Source organism: Pseudomonas sp. JUb52, assembly GCF_004341115.1.
Classification (GTDB): Bacteria; Pseudomonadota; Gammaproteobacteria; order Pseudomonadales; family Pseudomonadaceae; genus Chryseomonas; species Chryseomonas oryzihabitans.
Window position 1 is genome coordinate 23,313 of record NZ_SLYS01000003.1, and the last position, 19,245, is coordinate 42,557.

Genomic DNA, 19,245 nt, shown 5'->3' on the forward strand with positions numbered 1-19,245 from the left:
TGCGATCCATGGCGATAGCGGAAAGGAGAAGCCTATGATAGCGGTTTTGCCCCGTCCGCGTGCTTTTGCGCGGCGCCCAAGGAGCCCGCATGACCCAAGCCCCCATTGCCCGCCGCGCCCCTGGTGACGATCCCTACGTCTGGCTGGAAAACCGTGACGCCCCCGAGGTGCTGGCGCACCTGGAGGCCGAGAACGCCTACCTGGAAGCCCAGCTGGCACCCGAGGCCACTCTGCGCGAGCAGTTGTTCGAGGAGATCCGCGCGCGCATTCGCGAGACGGATTTGTCCCTACCCGTCCCCCGCGGCGACTACCTCTACTATCAGCGTACGCAGGCCGGTGACGAATACGGTCGCAACTATCGCTGCCGCCGCCCGGCCAATGGCGACCTGACGCCTGATCCCGCGACCGAAGAGCTGCTGTTCGACGGCAATGCCATCGCCGACGGCGGCTTTCTCTCCGTCGGCCGCTTCACCATCAGCCCGGACCAGACCCGGCTCGCCTACAGCCTCGACCAGGTGGGCGATGAAACCTACCGGCTCTATGTAAAGGAGCTGGCCACCGGCCTAGTGACCGAACTGCCCTTCGAGGAATGCGACGGCAGCCTGACCTGGGCCAACGACAGCCGCACCCTGTTCTTTGGCGAGCGCGACGAGTCCCATCGTCCGCACAAGCTCTATCGCTATCACCTGGGCGATACCGAGCCGCAACTGGTCTTTCACGAGACCGACGGACGCTTCTTTCTCGGCTGCTATCGCTCGAGCTCCGAGCGCAAGCTGCTGCTGCTGTCCCACAGCAAGACCACCAGCGAAGCCTGGGTGCTGGACGCGGATCGGCCGGACGAGGCCTTTGTCTGCCTGGCGCCCCGCGAAGAAGGTCACGAGTATTTCCCTGATCATGGCGTCGATGGCTGGTACATCCGCAGCAACCAGGACGGCATCAACTTCGCGCTCTACCAGGCCGCCGAAGAAAGCCCCACGCGGTCGCACTGGCAACTGCTGGTGCCCCACGACCCGGAGGTGATGCTGGAGGATGCGAGCCTTGGCGCCCACGCCCTGGTGCTCAGCCTGCGCACCGCCGGACTGCCGATCCTGGAGGTCCGCCCCTATGGTCAGGCGCCCTATCGCGTTGACCTGCCGGACGAGGTCTACAGCCTGGATGCCATGGACGTGCTGGAATTCAACAGTCCGGTCATGCGCCTGCGCTACGAGGCGCTCAATCGCCCCGCCGAGATTCGCGAACTGGACCTGGCCAGCGGTACCCAGCGGGTGCTCAAGCAGGTACCGGTGGAAGGCCCGTTTGATGCCGACGCCTACGAAAGCCGCCGCCTGTGGGCCACTGCCGCCGATGGCACCCGTATCCCCATCAGCCTGGTCGGTCGGCGCGACCTGCCGCAGAGCGCCCCGCTGTACCTTTATGGCTACGGCGCCTATGGCCACAGCCTAGACCCCTGGTTCTCCCACGCCCGGCTGAGTCTGCTGGATCGCGGCGTGCGCTTTGCCATCGCTCATGTGCGCGGCGGCGGCGAGCTGGGTGAAGCCTGGTATCGCAGCGGCAAGCTGGAACACAAGCAGAACACCTTCGACGACTTCATCGCCTGTACCGAACATCTGCTGGAACAGGGCCTGACGACGCCGCAACAGGTGGTCATCAGCGGTGGCAGCGCCGGTGGTCTGCTGATCGGCGCGGTCGTCAACCAGCGGCCCGAACTCTATGCCGCCGCCATCGCCGAGGTGCCTTTCGTGGATGTGCTCAACACTATGCTCAAGCCGGATCTGCCGCTGACCGTGACCGAGTACGACGAATGGGGCGATCCGAACGAGCCGGAAGTGCGCGAGCGCATCGCCAGCTATGCGCCCTATGAAAACGTGAAGGCCCAGGCCTATCCGGCCATCCTCGCGGTGGCGGGCTATCACGACACCCGGGTGCAGTACTGGGAAGCCGCCAAGTGGGTGGCGCGGTTGCGCGAGCGGCGGACCGAGCAGGCCCCCCTGCTCCTGCTCAAGACCGAATTCGGCGCCGGCCACGGCGGCATGAGCGGGCGTTACCAGGCCTTGCGCGACGTGGCCCTGGAATACGCCTTCGTCTTCCGGGTACTGGGCCTGACCGGCTAGGGAACGGCGGGGGCTCTGGGCAGGTCTTTTCCACAGCTAAAGGAGAATCTGCCATGCACCTAGATGCCCCCACTCCCCCTCTCGCTCCTCCGCCTCGCGACGCCGCTGCCATCAAGGGCGTCGAACGCCTGGCCTCCGTGACCGGTGGTGGTCTGCTGATCAGCCGCGGCCTGGCGCGTGGCGGTCTGCTCGGTCTGCTGACCGGCGCCACCGGTGCCTGGCTGCTGAAACGTGGCCTGCGCGGACACTGCTCGATCAAACGCACCCTGAGCAAGGTGCGTTTCGAACGCGACGTCCGCCGTTCGCTGGCCTGGCATTCAGCGGCCTCCCAGACCCGCCGGGTCGTCATCGCCCGCCCCCGCGATGAGCTCTATCGCTTCTGGCGCGACTTCTCCAACCTGCCGATCTTCATGCGCCATATCGAACGCGTGGACGTGCTCAACGACCGTTACTCCCACTGGGTGGTCAAGGCGCCCATGGGGCGTTTCGAATGGGACGCCGAAGTCACCGACGACATCCCCGGCCAGTTGATCGGCTGGCGCTCGTGCGGTTACGCCGGCCTGAACAACCTGGGCTGGGTCAGCTTCGCCGACGTGCCCGGTGGCACCGAGGTGACGGCGGTCATGGCCTACGAGCCGCCAGCCGGTCGCCTCGGCCATCTGTTCGCCCGGCTGCTGCGCCGCGACCCTGGCACCCGCATCGCCCAGGACCTGGCCGAGCTGAAGATCCTGCTGGAACGCGCCCATGCGGTCGGCGATCGCTACGGCGCCGTCGAGCGCACCTCGCACATGGAGTCGCCGCTGGGCTAGCCCGCGCGAAAGATCAGATAGTCTTCCCAGTCGTCTTCGGCGACCTGGGTCTCGCTGAGCATGCGGCCGGACTGGGAGATGCCGGCCTTGTGCACCGCCTCGGGGTCGTCGCAGATCAGCGGGTGCCATTCCGGCAGGTCCTTGCCTTCGGCCACCAGGCGATAGCCACAGGTGGGCGGCAGCCAGGCGAACTGGTCGGCCTGGGCGGGAGTGAGCTGGATGCAGTCTGGGACGAAGCGGGTGCGCTCGGCGTAGCGGCTGCACTGGCAGGTCTTGAGATCCAGCAGCTTGCAGGCGATGCGCGTGTAGTAGACGGCGCCGTCGTCCTCGTCTTCGAGCTTCTGCAGGCAGCACAGGCCACAACCGTCGCACAGCGACTCCCATTCCTGGGCATCGAGCTGGTCGAGGGTCTTGCGCTTCCAGAACGGCTGGGTGATGGCGGCCATGGCAGGGATCGTGGCAAAGAGAGAGGGCGCGCAGTCTAGTGCCGCACGCCGCGAGCGCCAAGCACCGTTCGCGCCCTTGTCGCCTCCGCCGGGTCGGATTACCGTGCCGTTCTTTCCTTTTCCAAGCGTGGAATCCATGACCAGCAGCAGCCGTACGCCCCAGTATCCCGTCGATCCGCAGTTTGTGCAGCGCTGGTCGCCTCGAGCCTTCGAACCCACACCCATCGAGGAAGAGACCCTGCTCGGTTTCATCGAGGCCGCGCGCTGGGCGCCTTCAGCGTTCAACGCTCAGCCCTGGCGCTTCCTCTATGCACGGCGCGACGACGCCCACTGGAATCTGTTCCTGTCGCTGATCAGCGAGTTCAACCGCTCCTGGGCGCAGCATGCGTCGGCCCTAGTGATCATCCTGTCGAAAACCACTCTGCTGCGCGCCAGCAGCGGCGAGGAAGTCCCCTTCCCCAGCCATAGCTTTGACGCCGGTGCAGCCTGGGCCTATCTGGCGCTGCAGGCGAGCAATGCCGGCTGGCATGTGCACGGCATGGCGGGGATCGATCGCGAAGGCATCCAGCGTGACCTGAAGGTGCCGGCGTCCTTCAAGATCGAGCTGGCGGTGGCCATCGGCAAGCTGGGTGACAAGGCCAGCCTGCCGGAATCCCTGCAGGCACGCGAGCTGCCCAGTCCGCGACTGACTGTCGAAGAGCTGGCGGTAGCCGGTCCCTATACCTTCAGCTGATCAGTCAGCTCGACGGCGCCGCGCAGGGGCTGTCCCTGTTGCAGGCGCTGGAGATTGTCGAGGAACAACCGAACGGCCGCAGCCGGCGGCGTGGGTCCGGCAATATGGGCGGTGAGCTGCAGGTTGGGTGTCTGCCAGAAGGGATGCTCCGCGGGCAACGGCTCCTGGCGAAACACGTCCAGCACCCCTCCGGCCAATCGGCCGCTTTCCAGCGCCGCGATCAGATCAGCGTCCACCACGCTGGTGCCGCGTCCGGCATTGATGAACAAGGCGCCCTCGGGCAAGGCGGCGAAGAACGCCGCGTCGTAGAGATTCCAGGTGCTGGCGCTGTCCGGCAGCAGATTGACCACGAAGTCGGTCTCCCGCGCCGCCTGATGCAGCTCGGAGAGCGGCACGACCCGCGCAAAACCAGGCAGGGTCCGTGCACTACGGGCGACGCCCGTGAGGCTCATCCCGAACGGCGCGAACAGGCGGGCGATGTCCTGGCCGATGTCCCCTGCGCCGACCAGCAACAGCCGCCGCCCGGCCAGGGTGCCCGGCGCCCGGGTATCCCAACGTCCTTCTTGCTGACTGAGCTGACGCGCCGCGACCTGACGTTCGTGCTGCAGCAGATAGGTGAGCACGTATTCGCCGATGCTCTGGCCGAACAGTCCCACCGCCCTGCTGAAGCGATAGTCGTATGGCAGATCCGCGGCCAGCAGCGGTGCGTAGCCGGCCCAGGTGGATTGCAGCCAGGTCGGCTTGGCGCCCTGGCGCAGCAGTGCCGCGGCGCGATCGGGTTGGCCGAGCCAGTAGCACGGCTGCTGCGCAAGACGTGCGGCCTCGGCCAGGTCCACCGGCACCCGTAGCTCCAGGTCAGGCGCCAATTGACGCCAGGCCCGCACATAGCCGGCCGGCGCGTCTTCCAGCAGCAGGACGGCGGTCATAGCGGATCGTTAAGACGCAGCAGTTCTTCAGGCAGGTGCTCGATGTAGTCGTCACGCTCCAGCTCCGGCGGCGGCATCTGCAAGTGGTAGCCCTGCTTGGCGATGTTTTCGAGGACCTTGGCGACATCTTCTCGCGCCAGTTTGCGCTCCGGGGTCAGCACGAATTCGAAGGCCAGTGCCGGGGGCCCGAAGGCCGTGAGCAGGCCCTCGGGGACAAGTGTCAGGCCCTTGAGCTTGTCCACATAAAGGTACATTTCCGGCTTGCGCGGGCTTCGGTAGATGGAGCAGAGCAATTTCATGGCGTGTCTTCCAGGGGCGCAAGCGGAGTGCGCTGCGCCTGCAGGTGATCGAGAAGGGCCTGACCGAAGCGCTCGCGACGCCAGCCCCGCAGGTTGTCGGGCAACTGATAGGCGCCATCGGGCCAGCCGGTGCGCAGCAGGGCTTCGAGCACCTTTTTACGCAGCATCAGTTCCGGCGCCATGCCCAGGACCTCGGCGTCCCGTTCGCCGATGGCGCGCAAGGCCTTGAGCAGCGGCGACGCCTCATGGGGCAAGGGCTCGGACTGCAGCGCCGGCCATTGCTCTGCCGGGGTGGCCGCGCCTTCGGCGATCAGCGCCAGCAGGGTATCGCCATCCTGGCGCACGGTACGCGGATGCATGTCGTCGATGCGCGCCAGGGCCTGCTTGTCGGTCGGCTGGAAACGCGCCAGCGGCCACAGCGAGCGTTCGCGCAGGACATGGTTGCGCGGCTGGTCGCGCTCGCGGGCCTGGACCTCGCGCCAGTGGCAGAGCACCCGCAGCACCGCCAGTTGCTGACGCGACAGGCGCCAGGCCAGCTTGACGTCGCGATAGGCTTCCCAGGGATCGCTGACGCGGCGCAGATTGGCCACCAGCTCGGCGCCATCCTCCAGCAGCCAGGCCCGCCGCTGGTCATCCAGGCGCGCATCGAGATAGAGGTAGACGTCGACCAAATAGGTCACGTCGGCCGCCGCATAACGCTCCTGCAGCGGCGTCAGGGGGCGCTGCAGCCAGTCGGAGCGGGTCTCGTCCTTGGGGATGTCGATCTTGAGCACTTCGGCGACCAGCCGCGAATACCCCATGGAATGCGCCAGGCCCAGATAGGCCGCCGCCAGTTGGGTGTCGTACAGCGGCTGGGGCAGGCTGCCGGTCAGGCGCAACAGCACTTCCAGGTCTTCGCTGCAGGCGTGCAGCACCTTGACCACGGCCGGGTCTTCCAGCAGCGCGGCGAAGGGTGTCCAGTCGCCGATGCACAGGGGATCGACCAGATAGGCCTGTTCGCCGTCGCCGATCTGGATCAGGCCGGCCTTGGGATAGAAGGTGTCGACCCGCATGAATTCGGTGTCGAGGGCGATGAAGGGCAAGGTCTGGCAGCGCGCGCAGAGGGCGGCCAGCGCCGCGTCGTCGCGAATCCAGTGAGGGGCAGAAGTCAAGGGCGCACTCCGAACAGATGAGCCGACAGTATAAGCCACCCTGGCACGATCTTAGGTGCCGCTTGACCCGCCTTTCAGGTGCCCGAAGGCATGGCATTCAGCGGCTTTCCAGGCGGGTTCGTCGGATGAACGCTTGCTGACCACCCCGAACCAAACGTGACCGAATAGTTTTTTTTGTATTCGCAAGCAGGGCCTGCTAAAAGCTGAGTGTGCGCAGGTACTCACTCGGACTTGGGAATCCGCGGAGGTAAGCGCTTCTCGCCTTTCAATGGAGCTGCAAGAGCATGAAAACAATAAAACTGACCCTACTTGCATTGGCCGTTTCGAGCGCTTCCGGCTATGCCCTGGCGAACGGTCTGGCTATCAACGAACAAAGTGTCAGCGGGATGGGTACTTCCTTCGCCGGACGCTCTTCCTCCGCGCAGGACGCTTCCACCATCTATGGCAACCCGGCCGGCATGTCGCGCCTGGGTCGCGAGGTGTCCCTGGGCGGCGCCTACATCCATGCCAAGATCGACATCAAGGACGCCAGCGGCCGCTATGCCAACGGCCAGGCCGTTCAGGGCAGCAACGACGGCGACATGGTGCCCAACTCGGTGGTGCCCTTCGGCTACTTCGTGACTCCGGTGGATGACCGCCTGCACTTCGGCCTGGGTGTGTATGTCCCCTATGCGCTGATCAGCAACTACGAGCACGCCTTCCAGGGTCGCTACCAGGGCCAGGCGAGCAAGGTGGAAGTCATCACCATCCAGCCCACCGTCAGCTACAAGATCACCGACAAGGTCTCCATCGGCTTCGGTCCAACCATCAACCGCATCGAAGGCAAGCTCAACAGCAACGTCAACTTCGGCAGCACCCAGGATGGCCAGGTCAAGATCGACGGCGATGACACCGCCTACGGCTTCAACGTCGGCCTGCTGGCGGACCTGACCGATGACCTGACTTTCGGCCTGACCTACCACTCCAAGGTCACCTACAAGCTCAAGGGCAACACCGAGGTCACGGGCGCCAACAGCCAGGCCAGCCCCATTACCAACGCCTTGGTCAGCCGCCTCAATGGCAAGTATGACGCGAGCCTCAACATCACCCTGCCGGAGAGCACCGACGCCTCCTTCACCTATCGGCTGAACAACGACTGGACGATGTACGCCGGCGCCACCTGGACCCGCTGGAGTCGCCTCAAGTCGATCGACGTCGAGAACGAGGGCACGCCCACCCTACCGGTGCTGGGTTCACCCCTGGCGACCGTGTCGGAAGAGCTCCACTGGAAGGACACTTGGTCCTACGCCATCGGCGCGGCCTATCAGTTGAATCCCCAGTGGGTACTGCGTGCCGGTATGGCGATAGACCCCACCCCGGCGGACAACGGCGACCGCAACGTGCGCATTCCGGTGGGCGATCGCAAGACCTTCTCGGTGGGTGCAGGCTGGTCGCCGACCAAGGACATGACCATCGACGTCGCCTATGCCTACCTCTGGGAAGACGACGTGTCGGTGAATCGCCCCGCCACCTCCACCAAGGCCGGCTACAGCGCCAAGTACGACAACAGCGCCCACGGTCTGGGTGCTCAGCTGACCTATCGCTTCTAAGCGTCAGGATCCGCTAACGAAGCCGCCGCGAGGCGGCTTCGTGCTTTTCGGAAGGCTGATCGAGACGGCTTCCCTGCTCGGCGAGCGGCCTCAGTCCTTGCCTACGCCCTGAGCGCCCAGAGGCCCTGTTCCTGCTCGGCATACCAGCGCTGGAAGTCGTCCAGCGACAGGGCACCAGCCACGAGTTGACCCTGGATCTGGTCGCAGCCCAGCTCGGTGAGCACCTCCAGAGCCTGGCGGGTTTCCACGCCTTCGGCTACCACACGCAACCCGCGCAACTGGCCAAGCTGGACCAGCAGCCTGATCACCTCTTGATCACCGGGCAGCTGGCAGTGCTCGATGAACTGGCGATCGATCTTCAGCTCGTCGATGGGAAAGCTGCTCAGGCAGGCCAGCGAGGAATGCCCGGCGCCGAAGTCGTCCAGCGACAATTCGAAACCCATCGCCTTGAGCTGGCGCAGGCAGTCGAGTACCTGCCTGGATTGCTCATGGCGCGGGATTCGGTGATCTCCAGGCAGAAGCCGGCGGCCACTGCGCCGGTCTCGTCCAGCAGCCGGCCGATGCGGGCGATGAAGGCCGGATGCTCGAGGTCCAGCAGCGACAGATTGACGTTGAGCTTGAGGGCGCCCAGTTGCCGTTGCAGGCGCATGCAGCGCTCCAGCACCCAGAGGGTGATGTCGCAGATCTTGCGACTCTGTTCGGCGATGCCGACGAAGGCATCCGGCTTTAGCAGGCCCAGTTCCGGATGCTGCCAGCGGATCAGGACCTCGGCACCTTCGACGCGGCCGCCGGGCAGCGCGATCTTGGGTTGCAGATAGAGCCGCAGCTGATCATGGTCCACGGCCAGGTCCAGGGCGTCGAGCAAGGCGATGCCGAGCTGCCGCTGACGTTCCTGGTCCGGATCATGGAAGGCGAAGGGCAGCTGGCGCCGCCGCGCGTCCTGCAACGCGGTCTCGGCGTTGGCCAGCAGGGCTTCGGCGCTGGCGCCATGCTCGGGATAGCAGGCGATGCCAAAGGTGATGCGCAGGGACACCCGCTGGTTGCCGCTGACGAAGGGCTTCTCCACCAGGTTGCGCAGCGACAGCAGGGCCGCCTCCGCCGAGGCGTCGTCGAACCAGGGCAACAGCAGGACGAAGGTGTCGGCGCCTATCCGCGCCACGCCATTCTCTTCCGGCGCCGCGACCCGCAGCCGGCGGGCCAGGTGGCGCAGGATCTTGTCGCCGCCTTCCTGGCCGAGCAATTCGTTGATGTTGCGGAAGTTGGCCACGTCCAGCAGCAGCACGGCGAAGCGTCCGGCCGCGGCGCGCTCGATGCGCTGGCGGATTTCCAGCACCAGTCGTACCTGATTGGGCAGGCGGGTGAGCATGTCGCGAAAGGCCAGTTGGTTGATACGCCGCTCGCGCGCGGCCAGGGCGGCGCCCATCTGGTTCATGGCCCGGCCCAGCCGGCCAACCGGATCGCGGCCTTCCTTGAGACCCAGCTGATAGTCACCGTCGGCGATGCGTTCAGTGGCCTGCCCGAGACGGGCCAGATAGCGATTGAGCGCGCCGGCCAATATCCGGCTGACCAGGGCGCCCATCGCGAAGATGATGGCGCCTATGAGCAGCGAATCCAGCAGAGCCGACTGCTCCGCCGCTGCTATTCCTTCCATGAACATGTCCGCCCCTATGACGACTGCTTGCCCGTCCTGTCCTGGAATGGCCAGGAACAGGGAACGGAAACTGCCAAAGTTATCCTGGTATTCCGCGAAACGCGGTTGATGATCGGCAAATACCGCACCGAGCTCCGGGGGTGCCTGATCGTAAAGCTGGCGATAGTCGCCGAAGTAGCCGACGCGGATTTCTTCCTCGTTGGCCGAATCCATGATGAAGCGAAAGCTCGAGCCCTCCTTGACGAAGGCATAGAGCGAGGCCAGCCCGGCCTTGCGGGCATAGCGATCCAGGGTGATCAGGGTACGCTGGTAGCGTTCGGGGTCCGCCTTGGCCGGATCCTGTAACTGGGCGAGATAGTCTTCGCCCAGGATCTCCGGCAGCGCCAGGGCCGCACTCATCAGGCGATAGTCGATGCTCTGGCTGCTGGCGTCGCGCGCTTGGCGATAGCTGTGCAGGGTGAACAGCAGGGTGCCCAGGGCATCCACCAGGATGAACGCCAGAAAGAACTTGGCGAACAGGCTACGGGGCTTGAGACGGAGCCGCGACGCGGGGGCGACTTCCCGGGGCGAGGCGGCGCTGTGAGGCGCATCGGTCATTGGGGCTCCTTGTCCAGCTGACGACGACTCCCTCCGGATCCGCACGTGCCGAGGTGGCTTCGCTGGGCGCGCAACCAGGCGCCTTATTAACCCGTTAACCCGGGTCATTCAAGGACGGAGATCGCAAAATCCCGGGTATCTCACGCTTGGGCCGGTTTTTCAGCCCAGCGTCAGGGCCAGCGCTACCAGTACCCCGGCCTCGACGATCTCCAGCAGGGCGCCCGCGGTATCGCCCGTGGTACCGCCAAGCCGCCGGCGCAAGGCACGACGCACCAGCAGGGCGATCCCGGCGGTCACTAGCAGCGCGGTCAGGCCCTGGGCTAGCAGAACCATGCCCACCCCCCCCAGCAGCAGAACCCGGACCAGGGCCTTTCGCGGCAGGTGACGACTGAGCAGATCGCCCAGACCGCCAGGGCGCACATAGGCGGTGGTCAGCAACAGCCAGGGCAATGCCAGGCGACCGGCCAGCGGCGCCAGCCACAGCGCGGCTGGCGCGTGGGGCAGGAGCACCACCAGGGCGCTCCACTTGAGCAACAAGGTCAGCAGCAGCGCCAGCACGCCCATGGGGCCGCAGGCCGGATCCTTCATGATGGCCAGGGTCCGCTCGCGGTCACCGTAGCCGCCGATCCAGGCATCCGCCGTGTCGGCCAGGCCGTCCAGATGCAGGCCGCCGGTGAGGATCACCCAGCCGGCCAGCACCAGGGCCGCTTGCAGCAAGACACCACCCGACGCCCCCAGCCAGGCGATCAGACTGAGGAGCGCACCCAGCAGCAGGCCCACCGCCGGATACCAGAGCACCGAGCGGCCGACGGCCGCGGCTGGCGGCATGCCGGGCAGTCGCACCGGCAGACGGGTCAGAAACTGCACGGCGATCAGCAGCGGCAGCGGCATCAGCCCTCCTCCAGCGCCAGCGGCTGCAGGGTCGCGTAGGGCGCCTCGACCTGCAGCAGATCCTTGGGTGGCAGCCCCCGCTGGCGGGCCAGCAGCAGGCGGATGACGCCGCCGTGGGTAACGATCAGACTGCGCCGGCCCTGCAGCCGTAGCCGCCAGCGCGCTACCGCCCCTAGGACCCGCTCAGCGAAGGCCGCCACGGGCTCGCCCCCGGGCGGCGTATAGGCATAGGGATCGGCCCAGAACCGCCCCAGGGCTTCCGCCTGACCCTGCATGAGCTCGGCGGCAGTACGGCCTTCCCAGGCGCCGAAATCCAGCTCACGCAGATCGGCCTCCACCGCCAGCTCGGCACCCTGCTCCGCCGCCAGCCATTCGGCGAAGCGGGCACAGCGTTGCTGCGGCGACGTCAGGATCAGCTCGAAAGGCGGCTGCAGGGCGACAGCGGCGCGCAGCTGTGTCCACCCCTGCTCCGACAGCGGCGGATCCAGGCGTCCTCGAAAGCCTTCGGGGCCTTCGGTGACGCCATGGCGCAGCAGCCAGCAGTCAGTCATGGGCGCGACTGGAGACGCTGGCTTCGGTGAAGGTGGCCATCTCGCTGTGCAGGCGGCAGGACAGTTGCAGCAGCGGCACGGCTAGCGCCGCACCGCTGCCTTCGCCCAGGCGCAGGCCGAGATCCAGCAGGGGTTCGCCACCCAGCGCCAGTAGCACCGCGGCGTGGCCGGGCTCCGCGCCACAGTGGGCGAACAGCAGCCAGTCGCGGGTATCGGGTTGCAGGTGCTGGGCGCAGAGGGCTGCCACCGAGCAGATGAAACCGTCGATCAGGGTCGGCAGACCCTGCTGGGCGCAGGCTATATAGGCACCGGTCAGGGCGGCCAGCTCGAAGCCCCCCAGACGGCGCAGCAGTTCGTAGGGGTCCTCCAGGGCGTCGCCATGGCGCAACAGGGCGCGCTGGATGACCGCCACCTTGCGCGCCACGCCATCGGCGTCCAGCCCGGTACCGGGGCCGGCCAGGGCCAGTGGCGAGGTGTCCAGCAGCACGCTGGCCAGGGCGCTGGCGGCGGTGGTGTTGCCGATGCCCATCTCGCCGCCGATGAAGAGATCGGCACCGCCGGCACAGGCGCGCAGCACGGCGTCGCGCCCGGCCTGTAGCGCGGCCTGGCACTGGTCGTGGGTCATGGCCGGGGTCAGGGTGAAGTTGGCGGTGCCGCGCCCCAGCGGCAGGTCGATGACCCCGGGCAAGGCTTCCAGAGGCGTGACGGTACCCAGATTGATGACTTCCAGGGCGGCGTCCAGTTGCCGGGCGAGCACGCTGATGGCTGCCCCGCCGCGAACGAAGTTGCGCACCATCTCGGCGGTCACGGACTGCGGATAGGCCGAGACGCCCTCCTCCACCACGCCGTGATCACCGGCGAAGACCGCGATGGCGGTGCGCTGCAGCAGCGGACGCGGCGTGCCCTGCAGGGCAGCCATCTGAATGGCCAGCACTTCCAGATCGCCGAGCGAACCGCTCGGCTTGGTCAATACCGTCTGCCGCTGGCGCGCGGCTTCGGCGGCAGCGGTATCGGGTTGGCGGCAGGGTCCTTGCCACCAGGGCATGCTCATAGCGGGGTTCCTTTGAGGGTCAGGGGGAGACCGGCGACGGTCAGCACCACGCGCTCGCAGCGCGCGGCCAGGGCCTGGTGCAATTCGCCGGCGGCATCGACATAACGGCGTGTCAGCTCGCCCAGCGGGACGACGCCCAGGCCGGTTTCGTTGCTGACGAAGATGAGGTGGCCGGGCAACTGCGGCACGACCTCGAGCAGCTCCGCGCAGGCATGATCGAGGCGCCGGGGATCGTCGAGCAGGAGCAGATTGGTCAGCCAGAGGGTCAGGCAGTCCACCAGCAGGCAGCGCTCCGGCGCCGCCAGGCTGCGTAGGCGTTCGGCCAGCGCCAGGGGTTCTTCCACCAGCGCCCAGTGCGCCGGCCGGCGGGCGGCATGGCGCTCGATGCGCCGCGCCAGCTCGGCATCGCTGCCGCCAGCGGTGGCGATATAGGTGACGGCAAGGCCGGACTCGGCGGCCAGGCGCTCGGCCAGGGCGCTCTTGCCGGAGCGAGCGCCGCCGAGGATGAATTCGCGCATCTAGAGCTCACAGAGGGCGCGCAGGCGCCCGGTGTCCAGGTGGTGTTCGACCAGATCGGCCAGGCGCTCCAGATCCCGTTCGCGCAGGGCGTGGTAGTCCAGTTGCTGCGGCTCGGCCAGGCCGGCCCAGCGCAGCAGGGCGACGCTGGCGGCGGGTGACTCGAACAGGCCGTGCAGGTAGGTGCCCAGCACCTGACCGTCGTCGCTGAGGCTGCCGTCGACACGGCCATCGGCGAAGCGCAGTACCGGGCGCTCTAGGGCCGGGCCCTGGCTGACGCCTGCATGGATCTCGTAGCCGGCCACCTCGGCATCGCCGTCGTTCAGCCAGCCGTGCACGTTGCGCAGCTGCTTTTCCGCCGCCAGCTCGGTGGTCATGGCCAACAGGCCCAGACCGGCGCTGTCACCCGGTGCGCCTTCCAGCCCGAGGGGATCGGCGATCCGCTCGCCAAGCATCTGGAAGCCGCCGCAGATGCCCAGCACCCGTCCCCCGTATCTCAGGTGACGGGCGATGGCCGTGTCCCAGCCCTGGGCGCGCAGGAAAGCCAGGTCGCTGCGCACGCTCTTGGAGCCGCCGAGGATGATCAGATCCGCGGCGGGCAGCGCCTCGCCCTGTCGGACAAACAGCAATTCCACCTGGGGATGCAGGCGCAGAGGATCGAAATCGGTGTGGTTGCTCAGCCGCGGCATCACCGGCACCGCCACCCGCAGGCGCGGTCCCTGCTTGGCGACCTGGCCGGTGGCCAGGCGATCCTCGGCTTCCAGGTGCAGGTCATGCAGATAGGGCAGCACGCCGAGCACCGGCTTGCCGGTACGGGCTTCGAGCCAGTCCAGCCCGGGTTGCAGCAAGGCCAGGTCGCCACGGAAGCGGTTGATGATGAAGCCGGCGACGCGCGCCTGCTCGCTGGGTTCGAGCAGGTCCAGGGTGCCGACCAGATGGGCGAAGACGCCGCCGCGGTCGATGTCGGCCACCAGCAGCACCGGGCAGTCTACCGCCTCGGCGAAGCCCATGTTGGCGATGTCGCCCTGGCGCAGGTTGATCTCGGCCGGCGAACCGGCGCCTTCCACTAGCACCACCTGATAGCGCTCGGCCAACCGCGCATGGGAGGCCAGCACCGCTTCGCGGGCTATCGGCTTGTAGACGTGATAGGCCTTGGCATCCATGCTGGTGACGGCCCGGCCATGGATGATCACCTGGGCCCCGACATCGGTATTGGGCTTGAGCAGCACCGGATTCATGTCGGTATGGGGCGCCAGGCCACAGGCCTGGGCCTGGACCGCCTGGGCGCGGCCGATCTCGCCGCCATCGGCGGTCACGGCGCTGTTGAGCGCCATGTTCTGCGGCTTGAAGGGCACCACGGCCACACCCTGGCGATAGAGCCAACGGCACAGGGCGGCCACCAGGGTGCTCTTGCCGGCGTCGGAGGTGGTGCCCTGCACCATCAGCGTACTCATAGGGAACTCCGGTAGCTGGCGAGGCCCTGGTCCAGGCGCTGCCAGCCGGCCTCGTCGCCGGGCAGGCCGAATCTCAGGGCGCCAAGCGCGGGAAACAGGCGGGTCAGGATGGCCTGGCGGGCCAGGTGTTCGTGCAGATCCGCGACATCCGGGCGCTGCAGCAATTGAAACAGGGCGCAACCACCGCTGGGCGCCAGGGCATGCCGGGCGAGCACCGCGGCCAGGCGCTCGCCAGCCTCGAGCAGCGCCTCGCGCTGACGCTGCTGGGCCGGCTGATCGGCCAGCAGTTCCCGGGCGAGATAACGACTGGGGCCGTTCACCGTCCAGGGACCGAGGTACTCGTCAAGGCGCGCCAGCAGGCTCGGCGCCGCCAGCACGAAGCCCAGCCGCATCCCCGCCAGTCCGAAGAACTTGCCGAAGGAGCGCAGCACAATCAGTCCGGGCAGATCGCTGAAGGGTGCAAGACTTGCTCCCGGGGTGGGATCCATGAAGGCCTCGTCCACCACCAGCCAGCCGCCGCGGCGTTCGAGCCGGGCGTGCCAGTCCAGCAGCCGGGCGGGCGACAGGCGCTCGCCCGTAGGGTTGTTGGGGTTGACCACCACCACCACATCCAGCTGGTCGAGGTGGGTCGCGATGCCTGTCTCGTCCCACTCCAGCACCTCGTGCCAGGCGCGACGCCAGGCCAGGGCATGCTCGGCATAACAGGGCGCCAGCACCGCGACCCGCGCGGCTGGGCGCAGGGTCGGCAGCGCTTGGATGGCGGCCTGGGAGCCGGCCACCGGCAGTGCCGCGCAGGCCCTGTAGCAGGCGCAGGCGGCTTCCACCAGGCCGTCGTCAGGCTCGGGCAGCCGTGCCCAGGCGCTGGCGGGAATCTCCGGCAATGGCCAGGGCCAGGGGGCCAGGCCGGTGGACAGGTCCAGCCAGTCGGCCAGGGGGATGTCGTAGCGGCGCGCCGCGCGCCTCAGGCGACCGCCGTGCTCAAGCAAGCAGCAGTCCTCCCAGGGCGATCAGCGCGGTCCACAGCCAGGCGCCACGGCGGACCAGTTTCAGGGCGCGGGTGATGGCCAGGAAGGTTGGCGCCGGACCGCGGCCCAGCACCGGGCGCTCGTGCCATTTGCCGTGATAGCGGGCTGGGCCGCCCAGGCTCACGCCCAGGGCGCCGGCACCGGCCGCCATTACCGGGCCGGCATTGGGGCTGTCCCACAACGGCGCCTGGGTCCGCCAGCTTTCGATGGCGCTCCAGAAGCGGCCGAGACAGGCATAGGTCAGGGCCACCAGGCGCGCGGGGATATAGTTGAGGACATCGTCCAGCCGCGCCGCGGCCCAGCCGAAGCGCTCCAGGTGCGGCGTGCGATAGCCCCACATGGCGTCCAGGGTATTGGCCAGGCGATAGAGCACAACGCCCGGGGCACCGAGCAGGGCGAACCAGAACAGCGCGGCGAAGACGGCATCGCTGCCATTTTCCAGCACCGATTCAGTGGCGGCGCGGGCCACGGCGGTTTCGTCCAGCTCAGTGGTTTCGCGACTGACCAGATAGCCGACCCGGCGCCGCGCCTCGGGCAGGTTGTTGCGCTGCAAGGCGCGCGCCACCGGTTCGGCGTGCTCGCCGAGGCTGCGCAACCCCACCGCCAGATACAGCGCCAGCGGCTGGATGATCCAGGCCAGCCAGCCGATCTGGCAGAGCAAGGCGGTGAGCAGTACCCAGGGCAACACGGCCAGACTCCAGGCCATCACCCCATGACTGCGCCAACCGCGGCCGCCAGGATTGAAGCGCGCTTCCAGGCTGTCGGCCAGGCGGCCGAACAGGACCAGGGGATGGGCACGGCGGGGCTCGCCGAACAACAGGTCGAGCAGCATGCCGCCGACGACCGCGAAGGCCAGCATCATGGCTTCTGGCCCCAGCGATTCTCGAAGACCAGTTCCTCCAGTGGCCGCCCCTGACGCCAGCCCTCCTCTTCCAGCATGGGTCGCGGGTAGAAGGCTTCCACCGGTCCCAGGCAGAGGATGGCCGCCGGCTGGGAGCCTTCCGGCATCTCCAGCAGGCTGCGTACCGCTGCCGGTTCGAACAGCGACACCCAGCCCATGCCCAGGCCCTCGCAGCGCGCTGCCAGCCAGAGATTCTGGATGGCGCAGGACAGCGAGGCGAGGTCCATTTCCGGCAGGGTACGGCGGCCGAAGACATGGGCTTCGCGACCATCCATGAGCGCCGCCACCAGTACCTCGGCGCAGTCGAGGATGCCCTGCACCTTGAGCTTCATGAAGTCGTCGCTGCGCTCGCCAAGGGCGTCGGCGGTGGCGCAGCGCTCCTCCTCCACCAGTTCGTGCAGGCGCTGGCGCAAGGCCGGATCGCTGATGCGCAGAAAGCGCCAGGGCTGCATCAGCCCGACACTAGGTGCCTGGTGCGCAGCGCCCAGCAGGCGGGCCAGTTGTTCGGGAGGCACCTCGCCACCGCAGAAATGGCGCATGTCGCGGCGCTCGGCGATGGCTCGGTAGACGGCGGCTTGTTCGGCGGGGGTATAGGGTGTCGTGGTCACGGCTTAAGCATCGCGGCGGCCGCGGCGGGTGCCGACGGCATATAGAAGTGAATATAGCTGGCGGTGAGGCGACCGTCTCGGTAGACCGCCTCGGCCACCGCCTTGCCATTGGGACACAGCCCGCGCGCCCAGGGCGCGACAGGCGATTCCAGCGCCGAATGGTGATAGGTGTGGCCGCGCAGGGTGCCCTGCGCGAAGTCCACCGACTGCAGGGCCAGGGCGGTGAGCCGCGCCTGCATCCGCGCGTTCCCCGGGAGCAGCCCGAGCAGGCTGGCGGATTCACCGGCTTTGTCGGTCAGTTCGTCGAGCAGATAGAGCATGCCGCCGCACTCGGCAAGGATCGGCTTGCCCGCGGCGTGGTGGGCGCGAATGGCCGCGCGCATGCCCAGGTTGTTGGACAGCGTCTGCAGGTGCAGCTCGGGATAGCCGCCCGGCAGATAGAGGCTATCCACCTCCGGCAGCGCCGTGTCGGCCAGCACGGAAAAGAACTGCAGCTCGGCACCCAGGGCACGCAGCAGATCCAGATTGGCCTGGTAGATGAAGGCCAGGGCCGCGTCCCGGGCCACGCCGATGCGCACTCCGGCCAGCAGCGGCTCGACCGCGGTCGGCTCCGGCGCGGCGAAGGCCACCGGCGGCGGTAATTCGATGTCGGAACTGGCGCCCAGGGCATCGGCCGCCATGTCCAGACGACGATCCAAGTCGGTGACCTCATCAGCCTGGATCAACCCCAGGTGACGACTAGGCAACTCGATGCTGGCATCGCGCGGCAGGCTGCCAAAGAAGGTCATGCCCGCCGGCAGGCTGCCGCGGATCAGCTGGGTCTGCCGCGGACTGCCGCTGCGATTGGCCAGCACCCCGGCGAAGGGCAGGCTCGGCCGGTAATGGGCGAGGCCATAGGCCAGGGCGCCAAAGGTCTGCGCCAGGCCCGCCGCGTCGATCACGCCCAGCACCGGTACGCCAAAGCGCTCGGCCAAGTCGGCGGCCGAGGGCTGGCCGTCGAACAGACCCATGACGCCTTCGATAAGGATGAGATCTGCCTCCCCTGCCGCTTCCCACAGCAAGCGGCGACTCTCGGTCTCGCCGATCATCCACAGATCGAGCTGGTAGACCGGCGCGCCACTCGCGCGGGCGAGGATCATCGGATCGAGAAAGTCCGGACCGCACTTGAATACCCGTACCCGCCGCCCCTGGCGGGCGTGCAGCCGGGCCAGGGCGGCGGTGACGCTGGTCTTGCCCTGACCGGAGGCCGGGGCGGCGATCAGCAGCGCCGGGCAATGCCGCGTCTCGCCTACCATTCGATGCCCTGCTGGGCGCGGACGCCGGCCTGGAAGGCGTGCTTGACCAGACTCATGTCGGTCACGGTATCGGCGGCCTCGACCAGCGCCGGCGGCGCACCGCGGCCCGTCACCACCACATGCTGATGGGCCGGACGCCCGGCCAGATCGGCTAGCACCTGGTCGACCTCCAGATAGCCGTGCTTGAAGGCGATGTTGAGTTCGTCCAGCAGCACCAGGCCGATGGCCGGATCGCGCAGCAGCTCCACCGCCACCGCCCAGGCTGCAGCAGCCGACTGCAGGTCGCGGGCCCGGTCCTGGGTGTCCCAGGTGAAGCCCTCGCCCATGACGTGGTAGCGCACCTCGTCCGGGAAGCGCTTGAAGAAGAGTTGCTCGCCGGTGTCGCGGCGGCCCTTGATGAACTGCACCACGCCCACCTTCATGCCGTGGCCGAGGGCGCGCGCCGCCATGCCGAAGGCAGAGCTGCTCTTGCCCTTGCCGATGCCGGTATGCACCAGCAGCAGGCCGCGTTCGTCCTGGGCTTCGGCGATGCGGGCGTCGATCACCGCCTTCTTGCGCACCATGCGCGCGCGGTGGCGCTCGTCGCGCTCGGGGCTGGTCGAATCGGGGGTGTCGGTCATGGGCGGTTCTCCGGGTGCGGG

Annotated in this window: 18 protein-coding genes and 1 pseudogene; 4 read left to right on the top strand and 15 right to left on the bottom strand. The window is 67.7% G+C overall.

From position 1 onward, the window contains the following. The first annotated feature begins 89 nt into the window (after nucleotides 1–89). Nucleotides 90–2,111, top strand: a complete 2,022-nt coding sequence (locus EC839_RS05760) for a S9 family peptidase (protein ID WP_007159209.1) — start codon at nucleotides 90–92, stop codon at nucleotides 2,109–2,111. Nucleotides 2,112–2,164: 53 nt separating this feature from the next. Beyond that, nucleotides 2,165–2,920 (top strand): SRPBCC family protein, encoded by a 756-nt coding sequence (locus tag EC839_RS05765; RefSeq protein ID WP_007159210.1) that lies wholly within the window; start codon nucleotides 2,165–2,167, stop codon nucleotides 2,918–2,920. On the opposite strand, the gene EC839_RS05770 is transcribed toward EC839_RS05765, so the two are convergent. Then, nucleotides 2,917–3,366, bottom strand: coding sequence for a YcgN family cysteine cluster protein (locus EC839_RS05770; RefSeq protein ID WP_007159211.1), 450 nt, complete (start codon nucleotides 3,364–3,366; stop codon nucleotides 2,917–2,919). The genes EC839_RS05765 and EC839_RS05770 overlap by 4 nt on opposite strands. A gap of 136 nt (nucleotides 3,367–3,502) precedes the next feature. Here EC839_RS05770 and EC839_RS05775 point away from each other — a divergent pair, with 136 nt between their 5' ends. After that, nucleotides 3,503–4,099: a nitroreductase family protein gene (locus EC839_RS05775; protein WP_007159212.1), complete on the top strand. Its 597-nt coding sequence runs from the start codon at nucleotides 3,503–3,505 to the stop codon at nucleotides 4,097–4,099. On the opposite strand, the gene EC839_RS05780 is transcribed toward EC839_RS05775, so the two are convergent. Genes EC839_RS05780 through rnd form a run of 3 tightly spaced genes read right to left on the bottom strand, consistent with a single transcriptional unit; the run spans nucleotide 4,084 to nucleotide 6,475 of the window. Next, entirely contained in the window at nucleotides 4,084–5,025 is a 942-nt protein-coding gene (locus EC839_RS05780) for a D-2-hydroxyacid dehydrogenase (protein ID WP_007159213.1), read from the bottom strand. The genes EC839_RS05775 and EC839_RS05780 overlap by 16 nt on opposite strands. Continuing rightward, nucleotides 5,022–5,324 carry a YcgL domain-containing protein gene (locus EC839_RS05785; protein WP_007159214.1) on the bottom strand — a complete coding sequence of 101 codons (303 nt, stop codon included), beginning with the start codon at nucleotides 5,322–5,324 and terminating at the stop codon, nucleotides 5,022–5,024. Before EC839_RS05785 ends, EC839_RS05780 begins: the two co-directional genes overlap by 4 nt. Next, nucleotides 5,321–6,475, bottom strand: coding sequence for a ribonuclease D (rnd, locus tag EC839_RS05790; protein WP_007159215.1), 1,155 nt, complete (start codon nucleotides 6,473–6,475; stop codon nucleotides 5,321–5,323). Before rnd ends, EC839_RS05785 begins: the two co-directional genes overlap by 4 nt. A gap of 284 nt (nucleotides 6,476–6,759) precedes the next feature. On the opposite strand from rnd, the gene EC839_RS05795 reads away from it, so the two are divergent. Continuing rightward, the gene (locus EC839_RS05795) at nucleotides 6,760–8,064 is read left to right on the top strand and encodes an OmpP1/FadL family transporter (RefSeq protein ID WP_039975358.1); all 1,305 of its coding nucleotides are present in this window, start codon (nucleotides 6,760–6,762) and stop codon (nucleotides 8,062–8,064) included. A gap of 101 nt (nucleotides 8,065–8,165) precedes the next feature. On the opposite strand, the pseudogene EC839_RS05800 reads toward EC839_RS05795, so the two are convergent. From EC839_RS05800 to cobO, 11 genes and pseudogenes are all read right to left on the bottom strand, one after another. After that, a pseudogene (locus tag EC839_RS05800) lies at nucleotides 8,166–10,420 on the bottom strand (putative bifunctional diguanylate cyclase/phosphodiesterase). 51 nt (nucleotides 10,421–10,471) lie between these two features. Next, complete coding sequence (locus tag EC839_RS05805) at nucleotides 10,472–11,203, bottom strand: adenosylcobinamide-GDP ribazoletransferase (RefSeq protein WP_132832474.1); 732 nt, start codon at nucleotides 11,201–11,203, stop codon at nucleotides 10,472–10,474. After that, nucleotides 11,203–11,754 (bottom strand): histidine phosphatase family protein, encoded by a 552-nt coding sequence (locus EC839_RS05810; RefSeq protein WP_007159220.1) that lies wholly within the window; start codon nucleotides 11,752–11,754, stop codon nucleotides 11,203–11,205. Before EC839_RS05810 ends, EC839_RS05805 begins: the two co-directional genes overlap by 1 nt. Then, entirely contained in the window at nucleotides 11,747–12,805 is a 1,059-nt protein-coding gene (gene cobT, locus EC839_RS05815; RefSeq protein ID WP_007159221.1) for a nicotinate-nucleotide--dimethylbenzimidazole phosphoribosyltransferase, read from the bottom strand. The genes EC839_RS05810 and cobT overlap by 8 nt, the downstream gene beginning before the upstream one ends. Next, on the bottom strand, nucleotides 12,802–13,323 hold the full coding sequence (cobU, locus tag EC839_RS05820) for a bifunctional adenosylcobinamide kinase/adenosylcobinamide-phosphate guanylyltransferase (protein ID WP_007159222.1): 522 nt from the start codon (nucleotides 13,321–13,323) through the stop codon (nucleotides 12,802–12,804). Before cobU ends, cobT begins: the two co-directional genes overlap by 4 nt. Beyond that, on the bottom strand, nucleotides 13,324–14,775 hold the full coding sequence (locus EC839_RS05825) for a cobyric acid synthase (RefSeq protein ID WP_007159223.1): 1,452 nt from the start codon (nucleotides 14,773–14,775) through the stop codon (nucleotides 13,324–13,326). After that, nucleotides 14,772–15,761, bottom strand: coding sequence for a threonine-phosphate decarboxylase CobD (gene cobD / locus EC839_RS05830; protein WP_007159224.1), 990 nt, complete (start codon nucleotides 15,759–15,761; stop codon nucleotides 14,772–14,774). The genes EC839_RS05825 and cobD overlap by 4 nt, the downstream gene beginning before the upstream one ends. Next, on the bottom strand, nucleotides 15,754–16,662 hold the full coding sequence (cbiB, locus tag EC839_RS05835) for an adenosylcobinamide-phosphate synthase CbiB (protein WP_007159225.1): 909 nt from the start codon (nucleotides 16,660–16,662) through the stop codon (nucleotides 15,754–15,756). Before cbiB ends, cobD begins: the two co-directional genes overlap by 8 nt. Next, nucleotides 16,659–17,309: a 5,6-dimethylbenzimidazole synthase gene (bluB, locus tag EC839_RS05840; RefSeq protein ID WP_007159226.1), complete on the bottom strand. Its 651-nt coding sequence runs from the start codon at nucleotides 17,307–17,309 to the stop codon at nucleotides 16,659–16,661. The genes cbiB and bluB overlap by 4 nt, the downstream gene beginning before the upstream one ends. After that, complete coding sequence (locus EC839_RS05845) at nucleotides 17,306–18,604, bottom strand: cobyrinate a,c-diamide synthase (protein ID WP_007159227.1); 1,299 nt, start codon at nucleotides 18,602–18,604, stop codon at nucleotides 17,306–17,308. Before EC839_RS05845 ends, bluB begins: the two co-directional genes overlap by 4 nt. Further along, nucleotides 18,598–19,224, bottom strand: a complete 627-nt coding sequence (gene cobO / locus EC839_RS05850) for a cob(I)yrinic acid a,c-diamide adenosyltransferase (RefSeq protein ID WP_007159228.1) — start codon at nucleotides 19,222–19,224, stop codon at nucleotides 18,598–18,600. Before cobO ends, EC839_RS05845 begins: the two co-directional genes overlap by 7 nt. Nucleotides 19,225–19,245 lie beyond the last annotated feature (21 nt).